The organism is Mycetocola zhujimingii (genome assembly GCF_003065425.1).
GTDB lineage: Bacteria > Actinomycetota > Actinomycetes > Actinomycetales > Microbacteriaceae > Mycetocola_A > Mycetocola_A zhujimingii.
The window spans coordinates 1754054-1778649 of record NZ_CP026949.1 but is presented as its reverse complement, the minus strand read 5'-3'; the positions used below and the strand labels follow the sequence as shown (position 1 = coordinate 1778649).

Here is a 24596-nt window from a genome sequence, read left to right as displayed (position 1 = left end):
GGCTGCCGTGCCGGATGAGGAGTGCACCAGGAATGGTGAATGAAAATTTTGATAACACGGCCGACACATCAACCAACAGCGAGGGCGCAGCGCTCGAAAGCACCGAGAATCAGGTAGCCGAGGAGCAGGCGTTCCTGACGCCGAGTGCTGGCATTCAGGCACCGGATGCCGCATCAGACGGACTCGGCGAGCAAGACGCACCTCAACGCGCTGACGCCGAGGGTGCGTCGTCATCCGACGCCGAGCCTGTGGCCCCCGAGGGCGTTGCAGCCGATGACGAGTCCGCAGCCCACGACGCCGCTGGCGATGTCGCCGACGCCCCTCAGCCCGAAGCCGAGACTGCTGGCGAGCAGTCAGCAACAAACGCTGCCGAGCCCGCGAAGACCGCTGGGAGCACGGCGTCCGGCATCTTCGCCGCGTACTCCACAGCGCCGACGACAGCGCTGTTCTTCCAGGCGCCCGACGTCAAGCCGCTCCCCGCGCGTGATTATCGCGATGACGTGATCGACGATGACGATGACGAGGACGACGAGCCGTCGACGGTCCGCCGCCGCGCCCGCCGCCGCTCGGGCGACGAACGCCGTTCAGGACAAAACGATCCGGCCAACACCGTGGTCAAGGTCAGGCAGCCGCGGGAACAGCCGCGCGAGGTCGAGCAGATCACCGAGCCGCAGCGCATCAAGGGCTCGACGCGCCTCGAAGCGAAGAAACAGCGACGACGCGACGGCCGTGATGCCGGACGCCGCCGCCCGGTTGTCACCGAGGCAGAGTTCCTCGCCCGTCGCGAGTCGGTCGACCGCACGATGATCGTCCGCTCGAAGAGCAACAAGATTCAGATCGGCGTCCTCGAAGACGGCGTTCTCGTTGAGCACTACGTCGCGCGTAACGAAGAGGCATCCCTCATCGGAAACGTCTACCTTGGCCGCGTACAGAACGTGCTGCCGAGCATGGAAGCAGCCTTCGTCGACATCGGACGCGGACGCAACGCCGTGCTGTACTCGGGCGAAGTCGACTGGGACGCCGCAGAGACCGGAAACCAGCCGCGCCGCATCGAACTGGCGCTCAAGCCGGGCGACCGCGTTCTCGTCCAGGTCACCAAGGACCCGGTCGGACACAAGGGTGCTCGACTGACCAGCCAGGTGTCGCTTCCCGGCCGTTACCTCGTCTACGTGCCCAACGGCTCGATGAACGGCATCTCACGCAAGCTTCCTGACACCGAACGCGCGCGCCTCAAGAAGATCCTCAAAGAGGTGCTTCCCGACAACGTCGGCGTCATCGTGCGCACCGCTGCTGAGGGTGCAACCGAGGAGCAGCTCACGCTCGACGTCAATCGCCTGATCAACCAGTGGGCAGAGATCTCACGGCAGATGGAGAGCGTTCAGGCGCCAGCTCTGCTGCACTCCGAGCCTGACCTGCTGATCAAGATCGTCCGCGATGTGTTCAACGAGGACTTCCAGAAGATGCTTATCGCCGGCGATGACGCGCAGGAAGTCATCGAAAGCTACCTTCGTGGCGTCGCGCCCGACCTCCTCGAGCGCGTCGAGCGCTACGAGGGAAACCGGGACGTCTTCGACGAGTACCGCATCACGGAACAGATCGAGAAGGCCCTCGACCGCAAGGTCTGGCTGCCCTCCGGTGGATCGCTCGTCATTGACCGCACCGAGGCGATGACCGTCGTCGACGTCAACACGGGAAAATTCGTCGGTTCAGGCGGAAACCTCGAGGAGACGGTAACGAAGAACAACCTCGAATCCGCCGAGGAGATCGTCCGCCAGCTTCGGCTGCGCGACATCGGTGGAATCATCGTCGTCGACTTCATCGACATGGTGCTTGAATCCAACCGCGATCTCGTTTTGCGCCGCCTGATCGAGTGCCTCAGCCGTGACCGGACCAAGCACCAGGTCGCCGAGGTGACCTCGCTCGGTCTCGTTCAGATGACGCGCAAGAAGCTGGGCCTTGGCCTGCTCGAGTCATTCAGTGAGCCATGCGAGGTGTGTGCAGGACGCGGTGTCATCGTGCACCACGATCCGATCGTCAAGCACCGCCAGACCCCCCAGCCCGAGACCAAGCGTCGCGGCAAGGGTGGCACCTCGAACAGCAATGGCAATGGAAACGGCAACGGTGGCAACACCAACGGCAACGGCGGAGGAAACAACGCCGGCCAGGCACCGAAGGCACCGACACACGCCATCACCGATGACGCGAAGAACGCCCTCGCGAAGATCGCCGCATCAACGATCGTTGTTCACGCGGACGACGCACAGTCGACCGATCAGGTGACGGAGCAGCCCGCAGCCAGCGAGCGACGCAATGAGTCACGCAGCGAGCGACGCAACGAACGCCGGAAGAACCAGAAGAGCCAGAACCGTGGCGCCGGATCGGCACAGGGGAACTCGGGTGGCGGCTCAGCAGGCCAGGCCGAGGAAGCTGCGCCTGACTCTCGTGCCGAGAGCTCGGCTCCTGCCAGCCGGCCGGAAACGAGCAAACCGGACACCAGCAGGCCGGCCCCCGAGCCCCAGGTTGCCGATTCCCGTACGGACGCCCGGGACGCGCTGTCGATCCTCGACATCCCCCTCGAGCCCGCACGCAAGGCGAAGAGAGTCGACCCGCGCGACGCAGAGGACCTCCTCGGCTCAGTGCTCGACGCGCTTCCGGAGCCCAAGCTTCCCGGAACCGGCCGCGCACGTCGTCGCCGGGTTACGACAGCCGGCCTGACCGGGACTCCTGTCGCTCACGACGCAGACGCCGGAACATCCGCCCCGGCTGCTGACTAACGAGTAACGACGAAACGGCGGTCGCCCTCACCCGAGGGTCGACCGCCGTTTGCGTTCCTTCGCCGTCACCCTGAGGTTGCTCTCGATCAGCCGGCGGACGAGGACATTCGCGCTCACCGGTACGGCACCACCGGCGACCAGCTCCTCGAAGCGTTCCTGCGGCACGTCATAGTGATCGAGGTCGAAGCTGCGCCGGGGGAGTGAATGACGTGCGGCGAACGCGTGCAACTCATCGAGAGAAACATCGCTGATGAGGTGGGACCAGAGTGTGTTGTGTGCCGGCCATAACGGAGTGTCGATGAGCACGGTCATGATGTGAAGTCTACGAATTGCGACACGGCTGGGCGTGCATTTGTGAGATCGGGTGTGATCAAGTAAAGTTTCCTGTTGGTGCACGTTGGCTTATCCCGCGTTTTGCCCATGGTTTTCTGTCAGCTTGACCTCCCTTCCCGCTGGGGTCTACCGCACAGTGAATATTCCTTGACAGATTCAACTCGGAGCACAAGCTCCCAAGAGAAGTAGGTACGAGAAGTGGTTTACGCAGTAGTGCGCGCCGGTGGTCGGCAGGAAAAGGTAGAGGTCGGCACCATTGTGACGATGGACCGCGTCAAGAGCATCAAGGACGGCAAGGTCGAACTGGCCGCTGTTCTCCTCGTCGACGGTGACAAGATCACCACTGACGCCGAGTCGCTCGCAAAGGTCACAGTCACGGCTGAGTTCATCGAGAACCTCCGCGGCCCCAAGATTCACATCCAGAAGTTCAAGAACAAGACCGGTTACAAGAAGCGTCAGGGGCACCGTCAGGAGCTCACACGCGTCAAGATCACCGGCATCAAGTAAGCCTGAGGGAGAACAGAGATGGCACACAAAAAGGGCGCGAGTTCCACTCGCAACGGTCGCGACTCCAACGCACAGCGCCTCGGCGTGAAGCGCTTTGGCGGTCAGGTTGTCTCAGCAGGCGAGATCATCGTTCGCCAGCGCGGCACGCACTTCCACCCCGGCGTCAACGTCGGACGCGGCGGTGACGACACGCTCTTCGCCCTCGAGGCAGGAGCCGTCGAGTTCGGCGCGAAGGGCGGCCGCAAGGTCATCAACATCGTGACGGCAGCTGCCGAATAGGCATCAGTTCGATGTGTCTCAGGGGCGAGCTTCGGCTCGCCCCTGAGTTTTTTATGTAGAAGAACAAACTAATTTGGAGGGCTCTCGTGGCCACATTCGTCGATCAGGTGACATTGCACCTGCGTGCTGGAAACGGCGGTAACGGATGCGTGTCTGTGCGTCGGGAGAAGTTCAAGCCGCTTGCCGGACCTGATGGTGGAAATGGCGGTAACGGTGGCGACATCGTCCTCGTTTCTGACCCGCAGGTCACGACACTTCTCAACTACCACCGCTCACCGCACCGGAGCTCACCGAACGGTGGCCCAGGCATGGGCGACCACCGCGCGGGGACGACGGGTGAAGAACTCGAACTGCCCGTACCGGTCGGAACCGTCGTCAAGGACGCCGATGGCAACGAACTGATCGACTTCGCCGAGCCAGGCATCCGTTACGTCATCGCGCAGGGTGGACAGGGTGGCCTCGGCAACGCGGCTCTCTCGACCACCAAGCGGAAGGCTCCCGGGTTCGCTCTGCTCGGCACGCTCGGGCAGGAGGGGTCGTTCACCCTCGAGCTCAAGGTTGTTGCCGACGTCGCACTCGTCGGTTACCCCTCTGCCGGAAAGTCGAGCCTGATCGCCGCCATGAGCGCTGCGAAGCCGAAGATCGCCGACTACCCCTTCACGACTCTGCACCCCAACCTCGGCGTCGTCCAGGCCGGAGAGATCCGCTACACCGTCGCCGACGTCCCCGGACTCATCGAGGGCGCGAGCGAGGGCAGGGGACTCGGACTCGAGTTCCTCCGTCACGTTGAGCGCTGCTCTGCCCTCGTGCACGTCCTCGACTGCGCGACCCTCGAGCCGGGTCGTGACCCGATCAGCGACCTCGACATCATCCTCGGTGAGCTCGGCGCGTACCCGGTACCTGAGGGCCAGACGCCGCTCCTTGAGCGCCCCCAGCTGATCGCGCTCAATAAAGTGGACGTTCCAGAGGGCAAGGACCTCGCCGAGCTGGTCAAGCCCGAACTCGAAGCCCGCGGATACCGCGTGTTCGAGATCTCGACGGTCAGCCACGAGGGATTGCGCCAGCTCTCCTACGCACTGGGCGACCTGGTCGAGGCCGAACGCAAGGCCAAGGCCGAGCACGAAGCCGCACACCCCCGCATCGTCATCCGCCCCCGTCCCGTCGACGAGTCCAAGTTCACGGTCACCGTCGAGGGCGGCAGCTTCGGCAACATCTACCGTGTTCGTGGCGCCAAGCCCGAGCGCTGGGTGCAGCAGACCGACTTCACGAACGACGAAGCAGTGGGCTACCTTGCCGACCGCCTCGCGAAGCTCGGCGTCGAAGATGGCCTCTTCAAGGCGGGTGCTGTCGGTGGATCCACGGTCATCATCGGTTCTGACAACGGTGTGGTCTTCGACTGGGAGCCGACGCTGACCTCGTCCGCCGAGATGATCACGACTCCTCGTGGACTCGATGCGAGGCTCGACGCGAACAACCGCCCGACCCGCAACCAGCGCCGCGAGGAGTACTTCGAGCGGATGGATGCGAAAACCGAAGCGCGTGCCGAAATGGTTCGCGAACGGGAAGCCGGGCTGTGGCGCGACCAGTACGAGGATGAAGAACGCGCGGCCGCCGAAGCAGCCAGCGCTGAGGGAGAAAAATAGGTCATGACGGTAGCTGATCGGTCCGACCTGGCTTCGGCCAGGCGGGTTGTCGTCAAGGTGGGATCATCGTCGATCAGCGGGGACAACGCCGGTCAGATTGCACCGCTCGTGGACGCGCTTGCCGCGGCCCACGGGCGGGGCGCCGAGATCGTTCTCGTCTCGAGCGGTGCGATCGCGACCGGGATGCCGTACCTGGCGCTCACCAACCGGCCGGTCGACCTCGCTACCCAGCAGGCCGCGGCGGCGGTGGGGCAGAACGTGCTCATCTACCGCTACCAGGACAGCCTTGACCGCTACGGGATCGTAGCCGGACAGGTGTTGCTCACCGCGGGTGATCTCGAGAACGACGCTCACCGCTCGAACGCCCAGCGCGCCATGGAGCGGTTGCTCGCGCTCAGGATCCTTCCCATTGTCAACGAGAACGACACAGTTGCTACACACGAGATCCGTTTCGGTGACAACGATCGGCTCGCTGCACTCGTGTCGATCCTCATTCACGCTGACGCGCTCGTGCTGCTCAGCGATGTGGACGCGCTCTACACGAAGCCTCCAGCCGAGGCCGGCGCCGAACCGATCAGCCGGGTGGAGCGCGGAGACGCCCTCATCGGTGTGACGTTCGGCGGCGCCGGAGCTGTCGGCGTCGGGACCGGGGGAGCATCCACCAAGGTGTCTGCGGCCCGCCTTGCCGCCGATGCGGGAGCCGGCGTCCTCATCACGTCGACGGACAATGTTGCTCGCGCTTTGAACGGTGAAGCCGTCGGAACGTGGTTCGTGCCGGCGGAACGGGTCGAACGTACGCCTGCGGCTGGCTAATATCGGTCTTATGACCGACACCGCTGCCGTAGACATCGCTTCGTCCACCGCGAGCTCACTCGCCGATCCCGGCCACGGGGTGTCGTTCGACGAGCGCCTCCTCCGAGCGCGCGACGCATCCCGCGTGCTGGCGACGGCATCCGGGGATCTGAAAAACGCCGCCCTCGAAGCGATGGCCGTCGGACTCTCTGAGGCAAGTGAGAAGATCCTCGCCGCGAACGCGAAGGACCTCGAGAACGGACGCGCAAACGGGCTGGCTGTCGGCCTGCTGGACAGGCTGCGCCTCGACGAGAGCCGACTGGACGCCCTCGCTGTGGCGATTCGCGAAATCATGGTACTGACCGACCCGATCGGACAGAGCGTTCGCGGCTCGCGCCTGCCCAACGGCGTGCGCATCGACCAGATCCGGGTGCCGTTCGGCGTCGTCGGGGCGATTTATGAGGCGCGCCCCAACGTCACCATCGACATCGCCGCACTCGCGATCAAGAGCGGTAACGCTGTCGTTCTGCGTGGCGGTTCCGCTGCCGAGAACACGAACGGCAGGCTCGTTGAGGTGATTCAGGATGCCCTCGGCTCGGTAGGACTGCCTTCGGGCGCCGCGCAGACCATCGACGAGTTCGGTCGGGACGGCGCGACGCGGCTGATGCAGGCGCGCGGCCTCGTCGACGTTCTCGTTCCGAGGGGGAGTGCGTCACTCATCCAGGCGGTGGTGACCGAGTCGCGCGTTCCTGTGATCGAGACCGGGGCTGGCGTTGTCCACATTTACCTCGACGAGTCGGCTCGGGAGGACTGGGCAACGGACATCGTGCACAACGCCAAGGTGCAGCGTCCCAGCGTGTGCAACGCCGTTGAGACCGTTCTGGTGCACGCCGCAGCCGCAGACCGGTTGCTTCCGGGCGTGCTCGCGCGGTTGGCGGAATCCGGTGTCACAATCCACGCTGACGATGCGACGCGTGCCATCTGGCCTGATGCCCTCGTCGCGACCGAGGAGGACTGGGCAACAGAGCACATGAGCCTCGACATCTCGGTCAGGGTGGTGGACGGCCTCGACGAGGCGATCGACCACATCAGCCAGTACTCCACCGGGCACACCGAATCGATCATCACCGAGAGCGTGTCAAGCGCCGAGCGGTTCCTGGCTGAGGTGGATTCAGCTGTCGTGATGGTGAACGCTTCGACGCGATTTACCGACGGTGGCGAGTTCGGCTTCGGTGCAGAGGTGGGAATCTCAACGCAGAAGCTCCACGCCAGGGGCCCGATGGGGGTCTCCGAACTCACGAGCACCAAGTGGACGGTCCGGGGTACCGGCCAGGTGCGCGGATAGTCGTTAGACTGAATGGTGGCGTGGTCACCCCGCCGGAACTGAATGGAGCACACATGTCGTATGCGACGACCCTTCTCGCCGAAGCAGTATCACACGTGGAGCTGCCCATGCCCACCTGGATGTACGGCGTCATCGCTCTCATTGTCTTCATCTTCCTCGGCGTCGCGACGTTCAGCTACCGCGACGTTGCAAACCGGCACAGCGCCAAGGCCTCGGGACAAGCCGCGGCAGAACCCGGACACGGTCACTAGCCCCACAATGGCAGTCGCGTCGCGCCGGCCACGAGTGGGCGTTATGGGTGGAACCTTCGATCCCATCCACAACGGCCACCTTGTCGCCGCCAGTGAGGTTGCCCAGTCGTTCGATCTCGACGAGGTCATCTTCGTGCCGACGGGCCGACCGTGGCACAAGAACGTTGTCACCCCGGCCGAGCACCGCTATCTCATGACGGTCATCGCGACAGCGTCGAACCCCAGATTCACGGTCAGCCGGGTCGACGTCGACCGCGAAGGCACGACGTACACGATCGATACGCTTCGCGACATCCACCGGAATCGCCCGGATGCTGAACTGTTCTTCATCACCGGTGCGGATGCCGTTGCACAGATTTTTAACTGGAAAGACGTCGAGGAGCTCTGGTCTCTCGCCCACTTCGTGGCTGTGAGTCGACCGGGACATCCGCTCAGCGTTTCGGGATTACCGCCTCAAGACGTAAGCTTGTTGGAAGTTCCGGCCCTGGCGATATCGTCGACCGACTGTCGGAGCCGGGTGAGCCGGGGATTCCCGGTCTGGTATTTGGTTCCCGACGGTGTCGTTCAGTACATCACCAAACACCACCTGTATCGGAGTATTGCATGACCCCGCTGCCCGACGAGCAACCGCTCTCTCGTCGCCAGCTGCGTGAGCAGCAGCGAACGACTGACGTGACCCCCGAAACGAAGTCACGTCGCGTCTCCACCACGACTCCTGTGTCAGGTGGGGCGATACCCAACGTGTCCGGCTCGCAGCCCGAGCCGTCGATGACGGCCGAAGAAGTTGAAGCGCTCGAGCGCGCGGCAGCCGAAGGGTCGCAGCTGACCCGGCGACAGGCGCGTGACCTCGAACGCGTGCGGACGGCATCCGTCACCATCATCCCGCCGCTCGTCGAACCCGGCGATGCCCGGTCCGGAGAGAAAAACTCCGCCGCGAGTCAGGCCCCTGTCGTTGCTCCTGCGAGCAAGGCTCCCGCCGAGAACGAGCGCGTTGAGAATGACGCGGTCGCCACTGAGCCAGGTGACAGTGAGCCGGTAGACCACGAGCCTAGTGACAGCGATCCAGTCGACGACGACGCGGTTGACGACGATCAGGACGCCAGGCCCGACCGGAAACCTCGGGCTCGCAAGGCCCCACCGGTCGAGGAGACCGCGGGGGCGCCCAAGTCGTCGCGCCTGCCGTCGTTTGTTCCGGCATCCGCTGCCCGAGCCGGTGCCGTCGACCACGAGACTCCGGGACTTGTCGTCGTCAGTGAGAGTGACGATGAGGCCCCGGCGAAGAAGCGCACGTCGTTCGGCCTTCCGGTCGTCGACGATGACGAAAGCGACACCTCCGCGCCCCACACCGATGACGACGAAGAGCCGCAGCTGGCCAGTAACTTCGGCGCAGCGGTCAGTGAACGCCCCGCCCCGGTACTCAGCGAGATCGACACCGAGCTCGAGGAGCCCTTCGACCAGATCATCGCCCGCGGCCTCGAGGAAGCCGGCAACGGTGTCGGAACCAGCTCGCTGATCCTTCCATCCATGCCGACGGGCGACCCGTTCACCGGACCGCTCACGGCACAGGGCGGCGTCGTTATCACCGGCTCGATCGACATCTCGACCGGCACAGGCTCAACGGGTAAACACCCGAGTGGCTTTGACAGGTCCGACATCGATTCGATGTTCGACGAAGAAGACGAAGCACGGCCGGCAACCGCGGGGACACCGGTCTCCGCCAGCCGCGCTGTGTCGACACACACCGCTACGCGCGATGTGATTACCCCTCCAGCTCCTGCCCGCAGCAACCGACTCCTCCTCATCCTGGCGATCACCGCCGGTGTGCTGGCCGTCGCCGTGCTGTCGGTCATCATCGTCGGTATCGCGGCCGGCGCTTTCCAGTCGCGATAGCCCCCAGAAAGGCCACTTCCCAGTGACAGCACGTGAATCAACCATCGAACAACTGAACATCGCCGTTGCGGCAGCGCAGGACAAGGGTGCCGAAGACCTCGTCGCTCTTGACGTCTCCGAGCCGTTGCCGTTTGTCGACATTTTCTTTATCGCGACGGGTCGCAACGAGCGCAACGTCATGGCCGTCGCCGGCGAGATCGAAGACCAGCTCAACGCAGCGGGTCACAAGACGCTTCGGCGTGAAGGCCGATCCGAAGGCCGCTGGGTCCTCATCGACTTCGGCGACCTCGTCGTGCACGTATTCCACGAGGAAGAGCGACTGTACTACTCGCTCGAGCGCCTCTGGAAGGACTGCCCGGTCATTCCCATCGCTGAGCCGGCGCGAGCCTCGGCTGAGTAGCCCCCGGGTTGCCGCTCGATTCGGAACATTTCGGATTGTGTAGTAATCTAAACAGGTTGCTTCGAGCGATCGAAGCGGCCGAAATGGGTCTGTGGCGCAGCTGGTAGCGCACCTGCATGGCATGCAGGGGGTCAGGGGTTCGAATCCCCTCAGATCCACCAAAACCCCTGAGAACGATAAGTTCTCAGGGGTTCTTTTCGTTGGCGTGGGCTTTAGAGTGTTTCTTTTTTATTCAACACGGCCCAGGTGCGTGAGCACCCGCGCGACGACCTCCGATCGGGCGGTGTCCGACTCCAGCTGTTCGAGGCCGAATCCGAGCAGCAGCGTGTCCGACGTGGCTGTCGAGCTGAGGAACGGACCCTCTGCCGAATACCGTTCGAACTGGCCGCTGTTGTCGGGACTCCCCTCCGGGGCGGCGAGAACACTCCAGGGTGAGACGTCCTCCTCTTCGAAGCCTTCCGGTTCCGTCGCCTCGCCGTTCAGGACGAACTTCGTGTCGTCCACCATGAGCCCCGTGTCGCCAGTGAAGCCGTCGGTGACGTAGCTGATCACGACCTCGACGTCCTGCCCCGCGTATGCGCTGAGGTCGAAGGACACCGGGATCCAGCCGCCGGACGAACCGGTGAAGGCGTTCCATTCGCCGGTGGTTCCGGTCGCCTCGCACGGGTTCCCAACGGTGAGGTAGTGCTCCAGCTGCGGGTGCTCTTCGACGTAGAACCCCGCCTCGCACTCCGCCGGAACATCGGTGGTGGTGGCGCCGCCCAGGTCGGGAAGCGTGGTCCATTCCTCGGTGCCTGCCGGTCGAGCCTCGACGATGACGTTGTCGTAGCCGAACTCCGTCGCGTACGAGAACTGCGCATCGAAGGTCGCCGTGTCACCGACCCCCAGTTCCGGCACTGAGAACGTCCGGCTCAGTCGCTGATAGCCGTCATCGATGTGCGCGGCGAACATGGACCAGAGTCCTTCGATGGGGATGAACGGCCCCGATGGGTTCTCGTACTGCGCCACCGCCCAGCTCTCGAACTGCGGGAACTGCTCAACGGGGAGCACGTCGCTCGTCACGGTGAACGCGCCGGCCTCATCGACCGGATTGTCCTCCGTCGCCGGTCCCCCGAAGAGTGCCTCGATCCCATCGAGCGGTGCAGCCGTCCCCGTCATGCCGTCGGCACCGACGGGAGTGCGGTTGTACGCTCCCAGCCAATACTGGGTGAAGTCGTCGGCCAGCAGCAGGCAATCCGAGTACGGGTCCGCCGTGACGACGCAATCCTGATCCGGCGCACCGTCCAGACCGTAGTAGATCCCGCCCAGCGCTGCCCCGAACTGCCCGTAGTAGGCGGCCGTCTCACCCGCCAGAGCGAGCTTGCCCCCTTCGTTGAGGTAGTCCCGCACAGCGAGCGTCAGGTATTGCTGCCGCTCCGCCACGGAGGCATCCTCGAGGTCTCCGAAGTACGTCTGTGTGATCTCGTCCTCCGGATCCTGGGTGAGCCGGTTGTCGCCGAGGTACCAGAGCACCGCGTCGTAGTGGCTCAGCACACCGAGGTCGTGCGGCACGCCGTTCGCGTCGACGTCCCAGACATCCGGCGTGACGCCGTTCGCCTCGAATGCCGCGATATGTGCGTCGAGGTATTTCGGGCCGACACCGCTGGGAGTGGATTCGGGGTTCACACCCGTGTAGTCCTCGTTGGCGATGATGAGCACCGAATTGCCGGTGTCGTGCGCCACCTGGTAGGTGAAGCGCTCACTGCTGATCTTCTTCAGCGAGCGGTTCTTGATGATGTCGCGCGCCGACGGCAGTCCCGAGAACCAGACCTCGACGCTGTCGCCCGCCTTCGCACCCCGCACGGTTCCGCGATACTCGCCGTAGTAGTCGACGTTCTCGTCGCCGTACCGCTCGCCGCCGTTCCACTCCTCCACCGTCGAGATCCGCAGGGGTCCGCCGTTTATGCGGTAGCTCATCACCTTCGCGAGCAAGTCCCGTTTTGCCCAGACAGCCACGGTCTGCGGGTCGCCGTAAGAGACCGAGAAGCTGTCGACGCGGAAGTCCTCAGCATCCCGGCCTACAACCGAGACAGGGTCGTTCGGGTCCTTGGCAGATTCCGCCACGGCCAGTGCGAAGGGGATGTTCTTCTCGAATTCGGCCTGGATGAGCCCCTCGTCGTCGGGGAAGTTGAAGCCGCTCTCGCAGTCTTCGGAGTTCCACTCGTCATCGTCGTACAAGTCGGACACGGACTCACAAGTGCCCATCTCGGGTGTGAAGCCGAGAACTCCGTACGCCTCCTGGGCGTGCGAATCGGTATCGCCGTTGGTCGTGTACAGCTCTGCCGAGATGTCGGGGTCGTAGCCGGCGATCGCGGGTGTCGCGTCGTCGCCCACCATCGCTTCGTAGATCACGTCGTCCGGCGACGGCGTCGAGACCTGCCAGCCGATACCGTGCAACAGCAGCTCCGCGGCCGAGTGGTAATTCACGAGGAACTGCGGTGTGAGCTTCGCGAACAGCGCGTCGAGCGCCTGCGTCTCGGGTTCCGATGCGGGCGCGGTCCCACGGTAGGTCTCGCTTGCCGGGGCGGGTGAGGAGCCCTCGTTGTCGTAACCCCAGCGGGTGGGGTAGTTGCGGTTGAGGTCCACCCCATCGCCGACCGTGATCTGGCCGTCTCCGTCGTTATCGCGAAGGTTCTTGCGCCAGAGTCGCTGGCCCTCGGTGAAGGTGAAGTCGTAGCCGTCGGGGTTGGCGACGGGCACGAACCACAGCTCTGTGTCGTCGACGATGCCCTTGATGCGCGGGTCGCTCCCGTAGGAATCGACATAGTAGTTGAGCAATCGCCGGACCATCTCGGGCGTGATCCATTCGCGCGCATGCTGCGCGCCGACGTACACCGTGGCGGGGCGCTTGCCGTCCTTGGTCTTCGCGACGTTCTTCGTGAGGCGCACCGCGCCGATGTCCTGGCCATTCACGGTCTGCCCGATCACACGGAACTCGGCGATCTTCGGGTTGGATGCCGCCAGTGTCATGAGCTCCTCGAGGATGCCGCCCTCGCCGCTGTAGGTGCGGAACACACCGTCGGCTGCATCCAAGGATCGACGCTGCGCCGACGGCGTCTTGACCTCGAGCGTCGTGCCTCCCTCGGCAAGCTGCGCGGCCTGATCGCCGCTCAGGATGACCTGCACGTCCACTTGGCCGGATGCCTCGCCGTTGGGCGTCGTCACCAGCTCCTGACGGTCGACACCCAGCTCGACGATGGCGGCCAGATCCTCAACGCTCACCGTGCCGGTGTACACCGCGAGGCGATCCTGGTCTACCTGCGGAGGCGGAGGGCTCGCCATGCTTGGCGTGGAGACGAGCATCGTGACGACCAATGCGACGCTGGTGGCGATGGCAAGCTTGCGGAACATGCGCACTCCTTTGTGGCGCGGTGCCGGGGTTCCGGGGTCTTCGAGCGATCCTTCCCGGGGGTGGCGCGGCGCGAATGATCCTCATCTTCTCCCTCCGACGCGTGCTCGTCAAGGGAGGTGTGAACTCGATCGAGTCGAAGACGGCGCGCGTCTCTTCCATCAGCGCCCCTGAAAGTAGAGGGTCGCCGCCGTCTCTGTAGCAGGCTGAGAGGTTTAGGACGGCGCGGGCCCACACTTCAACGTTTGTCAGGGGGTCAGGGGGTCAGGGGGTCGAATCCCCTCAGATCAGGCGGACATGCGACACCGCTCTGAACCGTGCCGGGCGGCTGAGCCCGAACGAGGTACAGACGGGTCGCTCGAGCGTCAATAGGCTCGCACATAAACGTCGGCTGCCGATCTACGCGACTCCGCGACGACGTTCCGACCCGCCCAGCTTCATTTTGATCGTTTGGAGTCCGATGCACGCCGTCTACGACGCGCCTGCCCCTGAACCGACCTCGCTCGACCTGCCGTTCTACGGTGCGTCGTTCGACGCATCGGTGCGCCGGTTCTTCCGCAAGTACGCCGTGTTTACTGGACGTGCCAGTCGAAGTGAATTCTGGTGGGCGATGCTCTTCCAGTGCATTGTGGGTTCGATCGCTGGAGTAGTGCTCTCGATCGTGATGGTTGCTGTGGTGGTCTGGGTCGTTGTGGGCGCGGAGCAGGAGGACGGGGCCACCACGATGATCAATGCAATTGTGGCGTCGACCTTGGTCATGGTTATCGGGCTTGCGTTGGTTACTCTGCCGGTGCTCCTGCCGTCGATCGCGGTTACAGTGCGCCGATTGCACGACACAAACCGTTCAGGATGGTGGTACCTGATCTCGCTCATCCCGTTCGGCGGGTACGCCATCTATGTCTTCGGGGCGCTGGAGTCTGATGCAGCCGGCATCCGATTCGACTCGCAACGCGCGCTGCCACAGATGGAGCAAATTGCATCCTGACCGGCGGTGCTTTACTCGCTCCGACATGGTTGTTGGGGCCTTTTTGGGTGCTTTTTGATCGACAGATGGCAGGGCTTCGCATCCCCTCAGATCTACCAACGATGCCCGACAATCTCCGGATTGTCGGGCCTTTTTCGTGTTTCGGGGGAACGCCGCGTCCCGCCGTGGGCAGGCGTGTCGTGCTCCCTCATTCAGATTGTTGTTGGCGAAGCCGACCGCCGTTCCTTCGAGCGATCACGTAGTGCGCGTCGATGCTGACCACACCGACGTGCGGTTCCTCAAGGCCGAAGCGGGCGCTCGTCGGGGAGTACGCGTCGCGGTTCAGAGTTGCTGGGGAGACGGTTCCCGGAATCGACTGTCAGCGGCGTCAGGCACTGACGCACAGATAGGTTGGTTGCATGACGGATGCAGTGCGAAGTGCTTACCGGGAAAGAGCTGGGGAGTACACGGAGGCACTCGGTTCGCTGTCCGCAATGGCGGAAGGAGATCGAAACCTCATCGCTGGTTGGGCGCGTGATGTCGACGGCCCGACGATCGATGCCGGATGCGGCCCCGGCCACTGGACAAAGTTTCTGCACGACCACGGGGTTGCGGTAGAAGGTATCGACATGGTGAGTGAGTTCATCGATGGCGCCGCCGCCCGCTTTCCCGAGGTTCCATTTCGAGTCGCAACGCTCGAAGCGCTACCAGCCGATGACGCTGCACTGGCCGGGATTCTCTCCTGGTACTCGCTCATTCACACACCGCCGGCTGATGTACCTGCGCTGCTCACCGAGTTCGCGCGCTGCATCCGGTCGGAGGGAACGCTGCTCCTCGGGTTCTTCGAAGCTGGGCAGATCGAAGCGTTCGGCCACGCCGTCGTGACGGCCTACTACTGGCCGGTCCCGCTGATGCAGGATGAGCTTGCAGCGGCGGGTTTCGAGATTGTCGAGACGCATACACGAGTCGATCCTGGCCAGCGCCCGCACGCGGCGATCATCGCACGCCGCCGCAGCTGGATCCGCTAGATGCGGAATGCGATAACGCAGACCGGAACGCGTGCGGGCGCTCCGGAGGCTCCCGGATCGCGTCTTTGCGGTCGCAACGTTGGATTCGCTTCGCGATCTAAGCCGGGCTCGGCCGAGCACCCCGTCGGCGGTCTGCAGGCTGTGGCCGGATAATTGTGGGGTGACTTCTTCCGGAACCAGCCCTCTTGCCGCCGATGACCGCTGTCCCTGCCTGAGCGGTGAGACCTACGGCGCGTGCTGCGGCCGGTACCACTCTGGTGCCGCCCTCGCACCGACGGCCGAGGCACTCATGCGCTCCCGGTTCTCGGCCTTCGCGGTCGGCGACGCCGGCTACTTGCTCGAGACGTGGCATCCGTCGACCCGGCCCGCCGAACTCGACCTCGATCCCGGCCTGACCTGGTATCGGCTCGACATTCTGGATCGGCGTCGTGGCGGGCCCCTCGACACGGAAGGCACCGTCGAATTCCGGGCCTTCTCCAAGGGAGCCGACGGCCGGAGTGAGCAACACGAGGTGAGTCGCTTCGTTCGGGACAACCGGCTCTGGTTCTACGTGGACGCAATCAACTGATCGAGGTTCAGCTCCGCGGAACGACGGTCAGCACCCGGGTGATGAACTCGTAGAAGTCGTGCATCCACTCGGTCAGGAACTGAGTGGTGCCATCGTTGGTGATCGAGCCGTCCTCAGCGATGAGCCCCGGAGTGATCTGGAGGTACGCTTCGGGCGCGTTCATCTGCGGCGAGTTGCAGAAGCTGAGCACGCTTCGGAGATGCTGTTGCGCGACGGCGGTGCCGATCGCACCGATCGAACCTCCGATCACCGCTGAGGGCTTGTGCGTGAACGAGTTGTCACCCCACGGCCGGCTTGCCCAGTCGATCGCATTCTTGAGCGCTCCAGGAATCGACCGGTTGTATTCGGGCGTGACGAAGAGCACGGCATCGACACTCGCGATGGCGGCTTTGAAGTCGAGCCCCACCTGTGGGTAATCCGCATCGTAGTCATAGCTGTACAGCGGCAGATTTCCGATCGGGATCTCCCGCATCTCAAGCTCGGGGGGAGCGAGAGCGACAAGCGCACCGGCGAGCTTCCTGTTGATGGATGCCGTCGCCAGGCTTCCGATGAGATAGCCCACTGAATAGGGCGGTTCGTGCTCGTGAATCGTGGCCATGCTGAAACTCTTTCCCGGGGTTTCTCTGGCGCGTGTCTCGCGGCACCCGCCCGGACCGTCTCAGGCTATGACCGGGCCGGTGGGCTGTCCAGAGTCCCTTCGCCGTCCTGCCCGTGGTCTGCGCCGGCGCCTGTGGCATCCGGGTTGTGCCGCTCTCGGGCGGTGCGCCGGCGCCGACGGAACTCGGTCACCAGTCGTGGGGTCGGTATGCGGGCCTCGGTGGGAAGCGTCCAGCCAAATCGTCTGGCGAGGAGGGAGAGCACGGCTCCGCTGGTGAGCGCAACCGCGGAACCGAGGGTCGGCATGCCGAGCTTTGAGAGCACGACCATTTCGACGCTCGACACAAGCGCGCTGGTCGCGTACAGGGTGTTCCCGCCGAAGATCCGAGGGATGCGGAGCAGCAGGATGTCGCGAACGGCACCGCCGCCGACCGCTGTGATGATGCCCATCACGATCGCGGGCAGCCAGCCGAGTCCTGCGTCGAGCGTTTTCTGGGCGCCGGCGGCGGCCCAGAATCCGACGGCGAGTGCGTCGACCAACACGAGCGTTCGATTGGACCATTGCCCGCGGAAGGGGACGAAGAAGGCGATGACCGCACCGGCGATGGCGATGACCAGGTAGGCCGGGTCGGTCAGAGCTACCGGCGGTCCTTGCTGCAGCAGCGTGTCGCGAATGATTCCGCCACCGAGCCCGCTCATCACCGCGAGGATGACGAAGCCGACGATATCGAGCCGGGCCGATCGTGCGGCGATTCCACCGAGGATCGCGTTGGCGAGCACGCCGCCCAGGTCGACGAATCGCATAATTTCAGTGACGGTCTCGGTCGTCGTGTCCATGCCGTCCTTCCGGCCAAGCCGCAACCGGCTCTCCTGATCCGGCTCGTTCAAGCGTAGCCGAGCACGGGTGGGGGATACTTGCCACATGCGCGCCGTGTACTACGACTCCTTTCTTCGCGAACCTACGGTCGAGGAGGTGCCGGACCCGGTGCCCACCCCGGACGGAGCTGTTATTGCCGTTGAGGCGACCGGGCTGTGTCGGAGCGACATCCACGCGTGGGAGGGGCACGATGACGGCGTCTCGCTTCCGCATGTGCCCGGTCACGAGTTCGTGGGCAGGATCGTCAGTGTTGGGAGTGCCGTCTCGCGGTTCAGGCCGGGACAGCGCGTCACCGTTCCGTTTGTCTGCGCGTGCGGCACCTGCGCAGAATGCCGTGCAGGCCACGCGCAGGTGTGCCGGAATCAGACCCAGCCGGGATTCACCCACTGGGGCTCGTATGCCGAACGCGTCGCCATCACGTCGGCCGACGTCAACCTGATCGAGGTCCCCGAGTCACTCGACGTCGGCGCTGCCGCGATCCTGGGCTGCCGTTTTGCGACGTCGTATCGCGCCCTCGCGACGCAGGCCGCCGTGCGTGAGGGCGAGTGGGTCATTGTTGTCGGTTGCGGCGGTGTCGGCCTCAGCGCCGTGATGATCGGCGCCGCCCTGGGCGCTCGGGTGGTGGCCGTCGACATCTCCGGTGCTGCTCTCGACGTCGCGGAGGCAGCGGGCGCCGAAGACGCGGTGAACAGCACCGGGCTCAGCGACACGGAGGTGATTGCTCGAGTGAAGGAACTGACGGGCGACGGCGCGCAGGTGTCGCTCGAGGCCATCGGCCGCGAACACACAACGGGCATTGCGATCCGGTCGCTCGCGCGGCGTGGTCGGCACGTGCAGGTGGGGCTGTTCGCACAGCCGCCCCGGATCCCGATGGCCGACGTGATCGCCGGTGAGCTCACGATCATGGGCAGCCACGGGATGAGCGCGGCGGAGTACCCCGGGATGCTCGAGCTGGTCGCGTCAGGTCGGCTCCGGCCCCAGGATCTCGTCACGCGGACCATCGGCCTCGACGAGGTGCCTGCGGCGATGCTCGCGATGAGTCAGGGGCAGAGTCCCGCCGGTGTGACCATCATCAGGCCTGACGCCCGATGAGTGCGGATGCCGGCCCGGTGAAAGCCGCGGAAGAGCGGCTGGCCGGGATGTCGCGAGCCCGCAGGATCGCGAGCCTGTTCATGCTGCACCTGCCTGGGACGGACGAGGGCGCACTGCGCTCGTTCGTCGCCGACACCCAGCCGGGCGGCATGATCTTCATGCCGGACAACATCGGCGCGGGCCTGGCGGACGTTGCCTCGCTCGCCCGCCACGCGGGAGGGGACGAGGACCTTCCTCCGCTCATCGGAATCGACCAGGAAGGTGGTCGGGTTCGGCGCATTGCTGACGACCGCTTTGCCTCTGCGGTCACCCTCAGGCACCGCGATCCTGAGGAGACGAGGGAGGCCTTCGCTGCCCGCTCAGCACTGCTCGCCGAAGCCGGTATCTCCGTCAACTTCGGCGTCGTCGCCGACGTCACCGACGATCCCGGATCGTTCATGAATGACAGGGTGCTCGGAACAACCGCCGCCGAGGCCGCTGAGCGTGTGAGCGCGGCGGTCACGGGGGAGAGCGGGCGCGTGTTCTCCACGCTCAAGCATTTCCCCGGCCACGGCAGAACGCCGGGTGACTCGCACTCCTCGATCCCCGAGACCGCCGTCGATCTCGCGACGTGGGAGGAGACGGATGCCGCTCCGTTCCGTTCCGGCATCCTCGCCGGTGCCGACTTCGTGATGATGGGTCACCTCAGGTATTCGACGGTGGACGACCAGCCCGCCACACTGTCCCGCGCGTGCCACGTGATACTCCGCGAGCGGCTGGGCTTCGAGGGGGTCATCATCACCGACGACATGCTCATGCTGGGGGATAGCGGAGTGCCTGAGTACCGGGACGCCGCCGAGAACGCCGTTCGCGCCCTCGCTGCCGGGGCGACAATGCTGCTCTACGTGCTCCGCGGGGACCCTGAGCAAGTCCGCACCGATGCCGCGCGCCTGGTGGAGGCGGTCAGCGACGCCGTTGACGCCGGAAGGCTCTCGATGGAGCACGTCGACGCTGCGGCGCTCACGCTGCTCACCCTGCGGGCTCGGCTCGCGGAGCCTCGGGGTATCAGCTAAGCCAGAGCGCGTCCTACTCGCTGCCGACGATCTCCTCGCGGATCCGACGCAGGTCCTCCATCAGCGAGCCGAACAGCATCCAGTGCTCAGGTTCAGGGCGGATGAGACGAAGCGGCGCTGTCAGTGCGGGGACCTCGTCCACCGACGGTTCGGCATCCGGCGCTTCAGTGGTTCGCGTGAGGAGTCGGAGATCGTGTGCCGCCCTGCGGAGCTGGATGGCGATTGACTGCAGTGACGGCTCTTCGACGAGCGACGCGTCATAGTGATCGTGGAAGGCCCGCGTCATCCCGATGACGCGCGTCACGATCGGCGAGAGCCTGTCGAGCAGTCGATGAATGTCTTCGAGGCGGGTGCGGTGCGCAGTCTGCCGCGGGTTGAGCGTGAGCGACTCTTCACCCTGGCGAACGGATGCCTCAGCGGATTCCCGCATCGGACGCAGGAGCCTGGCCTGGATCATGAGCGCGTCGAGTTGCTGCTGCGTCTGCGGCGTGCCGAGGGCTGCGGCGAGGCGCTCAAGACTCGACGCCAGTTCACCGGTGAGGAGCGTCACATCGCGTTCGGCTGGCCCGAGCGCGACCGGAGGAACGATGAGGACGTTGATGATGACGCCGAGGGCTGCCCCGATGAGCGTTTCGATGATCCGGTCGATGGCGTACCCCGGGGTGGCTGCGCCAATCGCGAGGACAAGCATCGCGCTGATCGGAATCTGGTTCGCCGAGCCCGGGGTGAGGCGGAAGACCCAGCCGAACAAGATGGAGACCACGATGGCGATGAGGATCACCCAGGTCTGGCCACTGAAGAGCAGGCCGATGAGCGAGGCGATGATGACGCCGGCGATCACGCCGACGCTGCGCTCGATCGCTTTACCGAACGACTGGTTGACGCTCGGCTGCACGACGAGCAATGCAGCAATCGCCGCGAAGATCGGCAATTCGGACGGCAGTACCAGGATGGCCACGAACCACGCGGCCACCGTTGCCACCGAGGTCTTCACGACCTGCAGCAGCGGAACCCGGCTTGCGGTGCGCAATCGGCTCGAGGAGAGAGCCGCTGGCAGGCGGAAGAATCGCATCAGTGGGCACCGCTGGTCTCGAGCGAGACCACTTTCAGTTCGACAGGTTTGCCACGGAAGGTTCCGTACTGCTCGAAGGCAGCGACCAGGTCGCGCTCCTGGGTCGGTGACAGCTGCTGGAAGAGCTGCGCTGTGACATCGACCGCCTTCGCCCTGTCGCGACGCAGCCAGGTGCCGACGACGTGACCGTTGACGACAACGGTGGCCTTGAAGACACCGTTGTTGCCGGGAACGATGAGCGCGGAGTGGCGAGGATCCAGGACCGCGGAACGATCGGTGTAGCCGAGCAGGAGTTCATCGAAGCCGGGGAGCACGCGTACCGAAGGCTTCGCAAGCGGTGTGTTCTCGATGACCTCGGGCGCCACGAAATAGTCGGTGCCGTCAACATCGATGACGCTGAGCTGGTCGCTGATGGCTGCAGCGGATGAACGTGCATCGGTCAGGGTGAGGCGGGCCCACCACGCAAAATCGGCGACGGTCGCCGGTCCGTGCGACCGGAAGTAGCGGAGAGCCACGGTAGCGAGTGCCTCGTCGCGGTCCGGGACTGTTGTGGTCATGGGCGCCCAATCGTCGAGCAGGACGAACGCCTGTTCCTTACCGATGAACGGGCCAAGACAGAGCAGTCCGGACTGCGCGAGCATGAACGCGACGTGGCTGCCGCGCTGGCCGGCGGTCGGCTGGCCGGCAGCTTCGAACACGGCGAACAGCTCGGTGCGGGAAAGCCGGCCGGACCCGGTGGACAGTCCGGCCTCCGCTGCCCGCGCGGCGTCCGCGATGTCGGAGGCAGTGATACCGAGTTCGCGGTGGCGGGCACGGAGCGAGGTCACCAGCCGGTCACGAGACAGGGGGAGGATCATCCGGAGGGTGCCGGGGGTGAGTGCGTGGAGGGTGCCGCGCATGGGCCAGCTCCGGACGATGGCGCCCGTGTCAAAGGCATCGCGCACATCCGCCTCTGTGCGTGCGCCGGTGCGAAGGCCGATCGCCCAGAGAGTGCCGGGCAGGTCCTGCCCCTGCATCGCCGTCATGGCGTCGACAGCGGCGGCGGGATCCCGTTCGGCCGCTGTGAGGATCTCCTGGGCGTGCAGACGCAGCCGCGCGATATCCGACTGCTTCCACGAACGTCCCATACTCCGATTCTCGCCTACCTCGGCGATACCGGGGACCGGCCCTGCCCGGACATAACCATGCTGTCGGTCGCCTGGGTCACAATGGGATCATGTGCGGACGATTTGCGATGAACAAAGACACCGACGATCTCATTCGTGAGTTCATGACAACGACGGGCAGGCCTGCGCCCGAGTGGCGGCCCTCCTGGAACGTCGCTCCCACCGATTCGGTTCCCGTCGTCCGCGAGCGGAGCGGCGAGCGAGAACTCGACCTCGTCAGGTGGGGAATCGTGTCGCCGTCGTCTCCGACCTTTGGAGGCGGAAAGCCGATCATCAACGCTCGCATCGAAACGGTCGCCACCAACGGCCTCTTCAAGAGTGCGTTCGCGTCTCACCGATGCATCGTGCCGGCATCCGGATACTACGAATGGCAGCTTCAGAACGGTGGCAAACAGCCGTACTTCATCTCGGGCGAGAAATCCGACCTCGCGATGGCCGGCATCATCCGTGCGTGGCCCGACCGGTCGAAAGACCAGGGCGACCCCGATTACTGGCGGTTGTCGATGGCGATCATTACCCGCGACGCCCACGTCGCTCCCGGTGAGGTGCACGATCGGATGCCCGCGTGCCTGACACCCGACCGATTCGACGCCTGGCTCGGAAGCGAACTCGCGCCGGGCGAGCTGCTCACGCTTCTCGACGAATCATCGTTCGACGTGGCGCACGAGCTGGGATATCACCCGGTCTCGAAGGCGGTCAACAGTGTCAGGAACGACGGTCCGGAGCTCGTCGAGCCCATCGAACTCGATTCTGTCGAACTGTAGTCCCGCTGAGCTGAGGCTGTCGGAGAGCTGGGCCAGTTAGGCCAGGCCGCGTTCCTCGAGCTGACCAAGGAGCCCCGCGCCATCCGGTGAGTACACCCAGGGGGCACGTGACTCGTGTTCCTCTGGCTTGGAACGACCACCGGCGAGAACAGCCTGGCTTGGTGACAGCTGGCGGATGGCGACGGCAGCGACGCTCTCCGGGTGCTCGCTGGAGAAGTCACCGTAGATAACTTCGTCGTGCTGTCCGTCGTCTCCGACGAGGAGCCACTTGATGTCGGGGAATTCCTTGGCGAGCCGGCGGAGATTGTCCGCCTTGTGCGCCTGCCCGCTCCTGAAGATGCGGTCGGCTGTCGGACCCCAGTCGGTGAGGAGCAATGCTCCGGTCGGGTACAGGTGCCTGGTCAGGAAGCGGGAGAGCGTCGGAGCCACGTTCCACGCGCCGGTCGACAGGTAGATGACGGGGGCACCCTGATGGTCACGTAACAGGCGTTCGAAGAGCACGGCCATGCCGGGTACGGGTGTACGCGCGTGCTCGTCGAGGACAAAGGTGTTCCAGGCCGCGACGAACGGGCGGGGGAGCGCGGTGACCATGACCGTGTCATCGATGTCGGAGATGACCCCGAACCGTACAGTCGGCGCAACCACAAAGACGTTTTCGACAACCGGTCGGGAGTCCTCGGTCTGCAGTGTGATCTGCTGCCATCCCGGCTCGAGGTCGACGGGGATCCTCGCGTCGACGACACCGCCCCGGTCTGCCTGTACGACGTGTGTCTGGTCGCCGACGGTGACCGTGACCTGTGCCGCGACCACCGGAATGCTCGTGAAGCTCCGCCATCCGCGCACGCGCTGAGCGGGTGCCGCAGTCTGCGCGAGTTCAGGCTTGGTCAGCAGGACGCGCCCGAGAACCCGGACCCAGGTGGTTGAGCCGTAGCCGGTGTATGGAATCACCGTGGCCTGCAGCCCGTTACGGCGGCCCCTGCGGGCCCTCCAGTCCAGGAACGCGTCGTCGATTCGCGCTGCCCGGTGCAGCCTCAGAGCCGACATGGGGGTGGCCCTGCCGGGCTCTTTGAGTGAGTGCACCCGATCAGTCTGGCATGCCCGGCCGCGATCATTGGTGCGCATACCGGTTCAGTCGCTTTCGGGTGTTGCTGGGTCACCGTCACCCGGGCGGTTCATGTGGCGCTCTTCCGAGCGTTTCAGAACTCGCTTGACGAGGTATGCCACGACCAGGAACGCCCCGATAATCGCCACGAAGATGTAGCCGGCGTAGTGCAGCTGGTCAGCGAGTTGCCTGTAGGTGCCGGCCGCCGCCGAACCGACCGAGACGTAGGCGATCGACCACAACAGGCAGGCGGGGATGGTCCAGCTGATGAATCGGCGATACGACATGGAACTCATCCCGACCGTGAGGGGGATGAGCGAGTGCAGTACAGGAAGGAATCGTGAAATAAAGACGGCGATGCCCCCTCGCCTGTCGAGATAGTTTTCCGCCCGGACCCAGTGGCGATCGCCGATCTTCCTGCCGAGGCGGCTCGCCCGGATCCGGGGTCCGAAGAATCGTCCGAGTGCGAAGCCGATGGACTCGCCGACGATCGAGCCGATCAGTACGGCGGCGATCAGCCCAACGAACTGGGCAGGGCTCTCGACCGCCGTGCTCGACACAATGACGACGGTGTCGCCGGGAACAATGAGACCGACGAGCACGCTGGTTTCGAGCAGGATCGCGGTGCCCGCGAGAACCGTGCGAAGGACGGGGTCAACGCTTTGCACGAGGTCGAGCAGCCAGGTGAGGAACTCATTCACGATGCCGAGCC

Annotated in this window: 24 protein-coding genes and 1 tRNA gene; 17 read left to right on the top strand and 8 right to left on the bottom strand. The window is 64.8% G+C overall.

The window, feature by feature from the left end:
- Nucleotides 1–32: 32 nt before the first annotated feature.
- Complete coding sequence (locus C3E77_RS08470; RefSeq protein WP_108391238.1) at nt 33–2774, top strand: Rne/Rng family ribonuclease; 2742 nt, start codon at nt 33–35, stop codon at nt 2772–2774.
- A 27-nt stretch (nt 2775–2801) separates the two neighbouring features.
- Here the strand turns inward: C3E77_RS08470 and C3E77_RS08465 are convergent, their stop codons facing one another.
- Nucleotides 2802–3086: a DUF4031 domain-containing protein gene (locus C3E77_RS08465; protein WP_108391237.1), complete on the bottom strand. Its 285-nt coding sequence runs from the start codon at nt 3084–3086 to the stop codon at nt 2802–2804.
- A gap of 219 nt (nt 3087–3305) precedes the next feature.
- On the opposite strand from C3E77_RS08465, the gene rplU reads away from it, so the two are divergent.
- The 10 genes from rplU (at nt 3306) to C3E77_RS08415 (ending at nt 10375) form a co-directional block, all read left to right on the top strand.
- Nucleotides 3306–3614 carry a 50S ribosomal protein L21 gene (rplU, locus tag C3E77_RS08460; protein ID WP_108391236.1) on the top strand — a complete coding sequence of 103 codons (309 nt, stop codon included), beginning with the start codon at nt 3306–3308 and terminating at the stop codon, nt 3612–3614.
- Nucleotides 3615–3632: 18 nt separating this feature from the next.
- Nucleotides 3633–3893: a 50S ribosomal protein L27 gene (gene rpmA, locus C3E77_RS08455; protein ID WP_108391235.1), complete on the top strand. Its 261-nt coding sequence runs from the start codon at nt 3633–3635 to the stop codon at nt 3891–3893.
- Between the two features lie 86 nt (nt 3894–3979).
- Entirely contained in the window at nt 3980–5536 is a 1557-nt protein-coding gene (gene obgE / locus C3E77_RS08450) for a GTPase ObgE (protein ID WP_108391234.1), read from the top strand.
- 3 nt (nt 5537–5539) lie between these two features.
- The gene (gene proB / locus C3E77_RS08445) at nt 5540–6349 is read left to right on the top strand and encodes a glutamate 5-kinase (RefSeq protein ID WP_108391233.1); all 810 of its coding nucleotides are present in this window, start codon (nt 5540–5542) and stop codon (nt 6347–6349) included.
- 10 nt (nt 6350–6359) lie between these two features.
- Nucleotides 6360–7673, top strand: coding sequence for a glutamate-5-semialdehyde dehydrogenase (locus C3E77_RS08440; protein ID WP_108391232.1), 1314 nt, complete (start codon nt 6360–6362; stop codon nt 7671–7673).
- Nucleotides 7674–7726: 53 nt separating this feature from the next.
- A complete protein-coding gene (locus C3E77_RS08435; protein ID WP_108391231.1) occupies nt 7727–7924 on the top strand; it encodes a hypothetical protein in 198 nt (65 codons plus the stop codon).
- A gap of 7 nt (nt 7925–7931) precedes the next feature.
- Entirely contained in the window at nt 7932–8531 is a 600-nt protein-coding gene (gene nadD / locus C3E77_RS08430; protein ID WP_108391230.1) for a nicotinate-nucleotide adenylyltransferase, read from the top strand.
- Nucleotides 8528–9814, top strand: a complete 1287-nt coding sequence (locus tag C3E77_RS08425) for a hypothetical protein (protein ID WP_108391229.1) — start codon at nt 8528–8530, stop codon at nt 9812–9814. The genes nadD and C3E77_RS08425 overlap by 4 nt, the downstream gene beginning before the upstream one ends.
- Before the next feature lie 22 nt (nt 9815–9836).
- On the top strand, nt 9837–10214 hold the full coding sequence (gene rsfS, locus C3E77_RS08420; protein ID WP_108391228.1) for a ribosome silencing factor: 378 nt from the start codon (nt 9837–9839) through the stop codon (nt 10212–10214).
- Between the two features lie 85 nt (nt 10215–10299).
- Nucleotides 10300–10375 (top strand) — tRNA-Ala (locus tag C3E77_RS08415).
- A 67-nt stretch (nt 10376–10442) separates the two neighbouring features.
- Here the strand turns inward: C3E77_RS08415 and C3E77_RS08410 are convergent.
- Nucleotides 10443–13604: a M14 family metallopeptidase gene (locus tag C3E77_RS08410; RefSeq protein WP_108391227.1), complete on the bottom strand. Its 3162-nt coding sequence runs from the start codon at nt 13602–13604 to the stop codon at nt 10443–10445.
- Between the two features lie 458 nt (nt 13605–14062).
- On the opposite strand from C3E77_RS08410, the gene C3E77_RS08405 reads away from it, so the two are divergent.
- From C3E77_RS08405 to C3E77_RS08395, 3 genes are all read left to right on the top strand, one after another.
- On the top strand, nt 14063–14587 hold the full coding sequence (locus tag C3E77_RS08405; RefSeq protein WP_108391226.1) for a DUF805 domain-containing protein: 525 nt from the start codon (nt 14063–14065) through the stop codon (nt 14585–14587).
- Between the two features lie 398 nt (nt 14588–14985).
- Nucleotides 14986–15594: a class I SAM-dependent methyltransferase gene (locus tag C3E77_RS08400; RefSeq protein WP_108391225.1), complete on the top strand. Its 609-nt coding sequence runs from the start codon at nt 14986–14988 to the stop codon at nt 15592–15594.
- A 160-nt stretch (nt 15595–15754) separates the two neighbouring features.
- Nucleotides 15755–16162: a YchJ family protein gene (locus tag C3E77_RS08395; RefSeq protein ID WP_108391224.1), complete on the top strand. Its 408-nt coding sequence runs from the start codon at nt 15755–15757 to the stop codon at nt 16160–16162.
- Nucleotides 16163–16169: 7 nt separating this feature from the next.
- Here C3E77_RS08395 and C3E77_RS08390 read toward each other — a convergent pair whose 3' ends face one another.
- Together C3E77_RS08390 and C3E77_RS08385 are read right to left on the bottom strand one after the other, a co-directional pair.
- Nucleotides 16170–16760, bottom strand: coding sequence for an NADPH-dependent FMN reductase (locus C3E77_RS08390; RefSeq protein ID WP_108391223.1), 591 nt, complete (start codon nt 16758–16760; stop codon nt 16170–16172).
- Nucleotides 16761–16825: 65 nt separating this feature from the next.
- Nucleotides 16826–17596, bottom strand: a complete 771-nt coding sequence (locus C3E77_RS08385) for a trimeric intracellular cation channel family protein (protein WP_108391222.1) — start codon at nt 17594–17596, stop codon at nt 16826–16828.
- Nucleotides 17597–17681: 85 nt separating this feature from the next.
- Between C3E77_RS08385 and C3E77_RS08380 the strand changes: the two genes are divergently transcribed.
- Together C3E77_RS08380 and C3E77_RS08375 are read left to right on the top strand one after the other, a co-directional pair.
- Nucleotides 17682–18728 (top strand): zinc-binding dehydrogenase, encoded by a 1047-nt coding sequence (locus C3E77_RS08380; RefSeq protein WP_108391221.1) that lies wholly within the window; start codon nt 17682–17684, stop codon nt 18726–18728.
- Nucleotides 18725–19780 (top strand): glycoside hydrolase family 3 N-terminal domain-containing protein, encoded by a 1056-nt coding sequence (locus C3E77_RS08375; RefSeq protein ID WP_108391220.1) that lies wholly within the window; start codon nt 18725–18727, stop codon nt 19778–19780. The genes C3E77_RS08380 and C3E77_RS08375 overlap by 4 nt, the downstream gene beginning before the upstream one ends.
- A gap of 13 nt (nt 19781–19793) precedes the next feature.
- On the opposite strand, the gene C3E77_RS08370 is transcribed toward C3E77_RS08375, so the two are convergent.
- Together C3E77_RS08370 and C3E77_RS08365 are read right to left on the bottom strand one after the other, a co-directional pair.
- On the bottom strand, nt 19794–20852 hold the full coding sequence (locus C3E77_RS08370; RefSeq protein ID WP_108391219.1) for an FUSC family protein: 1059 nt from the start codon (nt 20850–20852) through the stop codon (nt 19794–19796).
- Entirely contained in the window at nt 20852–21979 is a 1128-nt protein-coding gene (locus C3E77_RS08365; protein ID WP_108391218.1) for a winged helix DNA-binding domain-containing protein, read from the bottom strand. Before C3E77_RS08365 ends, C3E77_RS08370 begins: the two co-directional genes overlap by 1 nt.
- An 89-nt stretch (nt 21980–22068) precedes the next feature.
- On the opposite strand from C3E77_RS08365, the gene C3E77_RS08360 reads away from it, so the two are divergent.
- On the top strand, nt 22069–22782 hold the full coding sequence (locus tag C3E77_RS08360; RefSeq protein ID WP_108391217.1) for an SOS response-associated peptidase: 714 nt from the start codon (nt 22069–22071) through the stop codon (nt 22780–22782).
- A gap of 36 nt (nt 22783–22818) precedes the next feature.
- Here the strand turns inward: C3E77_RS08360 and C3E77_RS08355 are convergent, their stop codons facing one another.
- Both C3E77_RS08355 and C3E77_RS08350 read right to left on the bottom strand, forming a co-directional pair.
- Nucleotides 22819–23826: an App1 family protein phosphatidate phosphatase gene (locus C3E77_RS08355; protein ID WP_108391216.1), complete on the bottom strand. Its 1008-nt coding sequence runs from the start codon at nt 23824–23826 to the stop codon at nt 22819–22821.
- A gap of 84 nt (nt 23827–23910) precedes the next feature.
- Entirely contained in the window at nt 23911–24585 is a 675-nt protein-coding gene (locus C3E77_RS08350) for a DedA family protein (protein WP_108391215.1), read from the bottom strand.
- Nucleotides 24586–24596 lie beyond the last annotated feature (11 nt).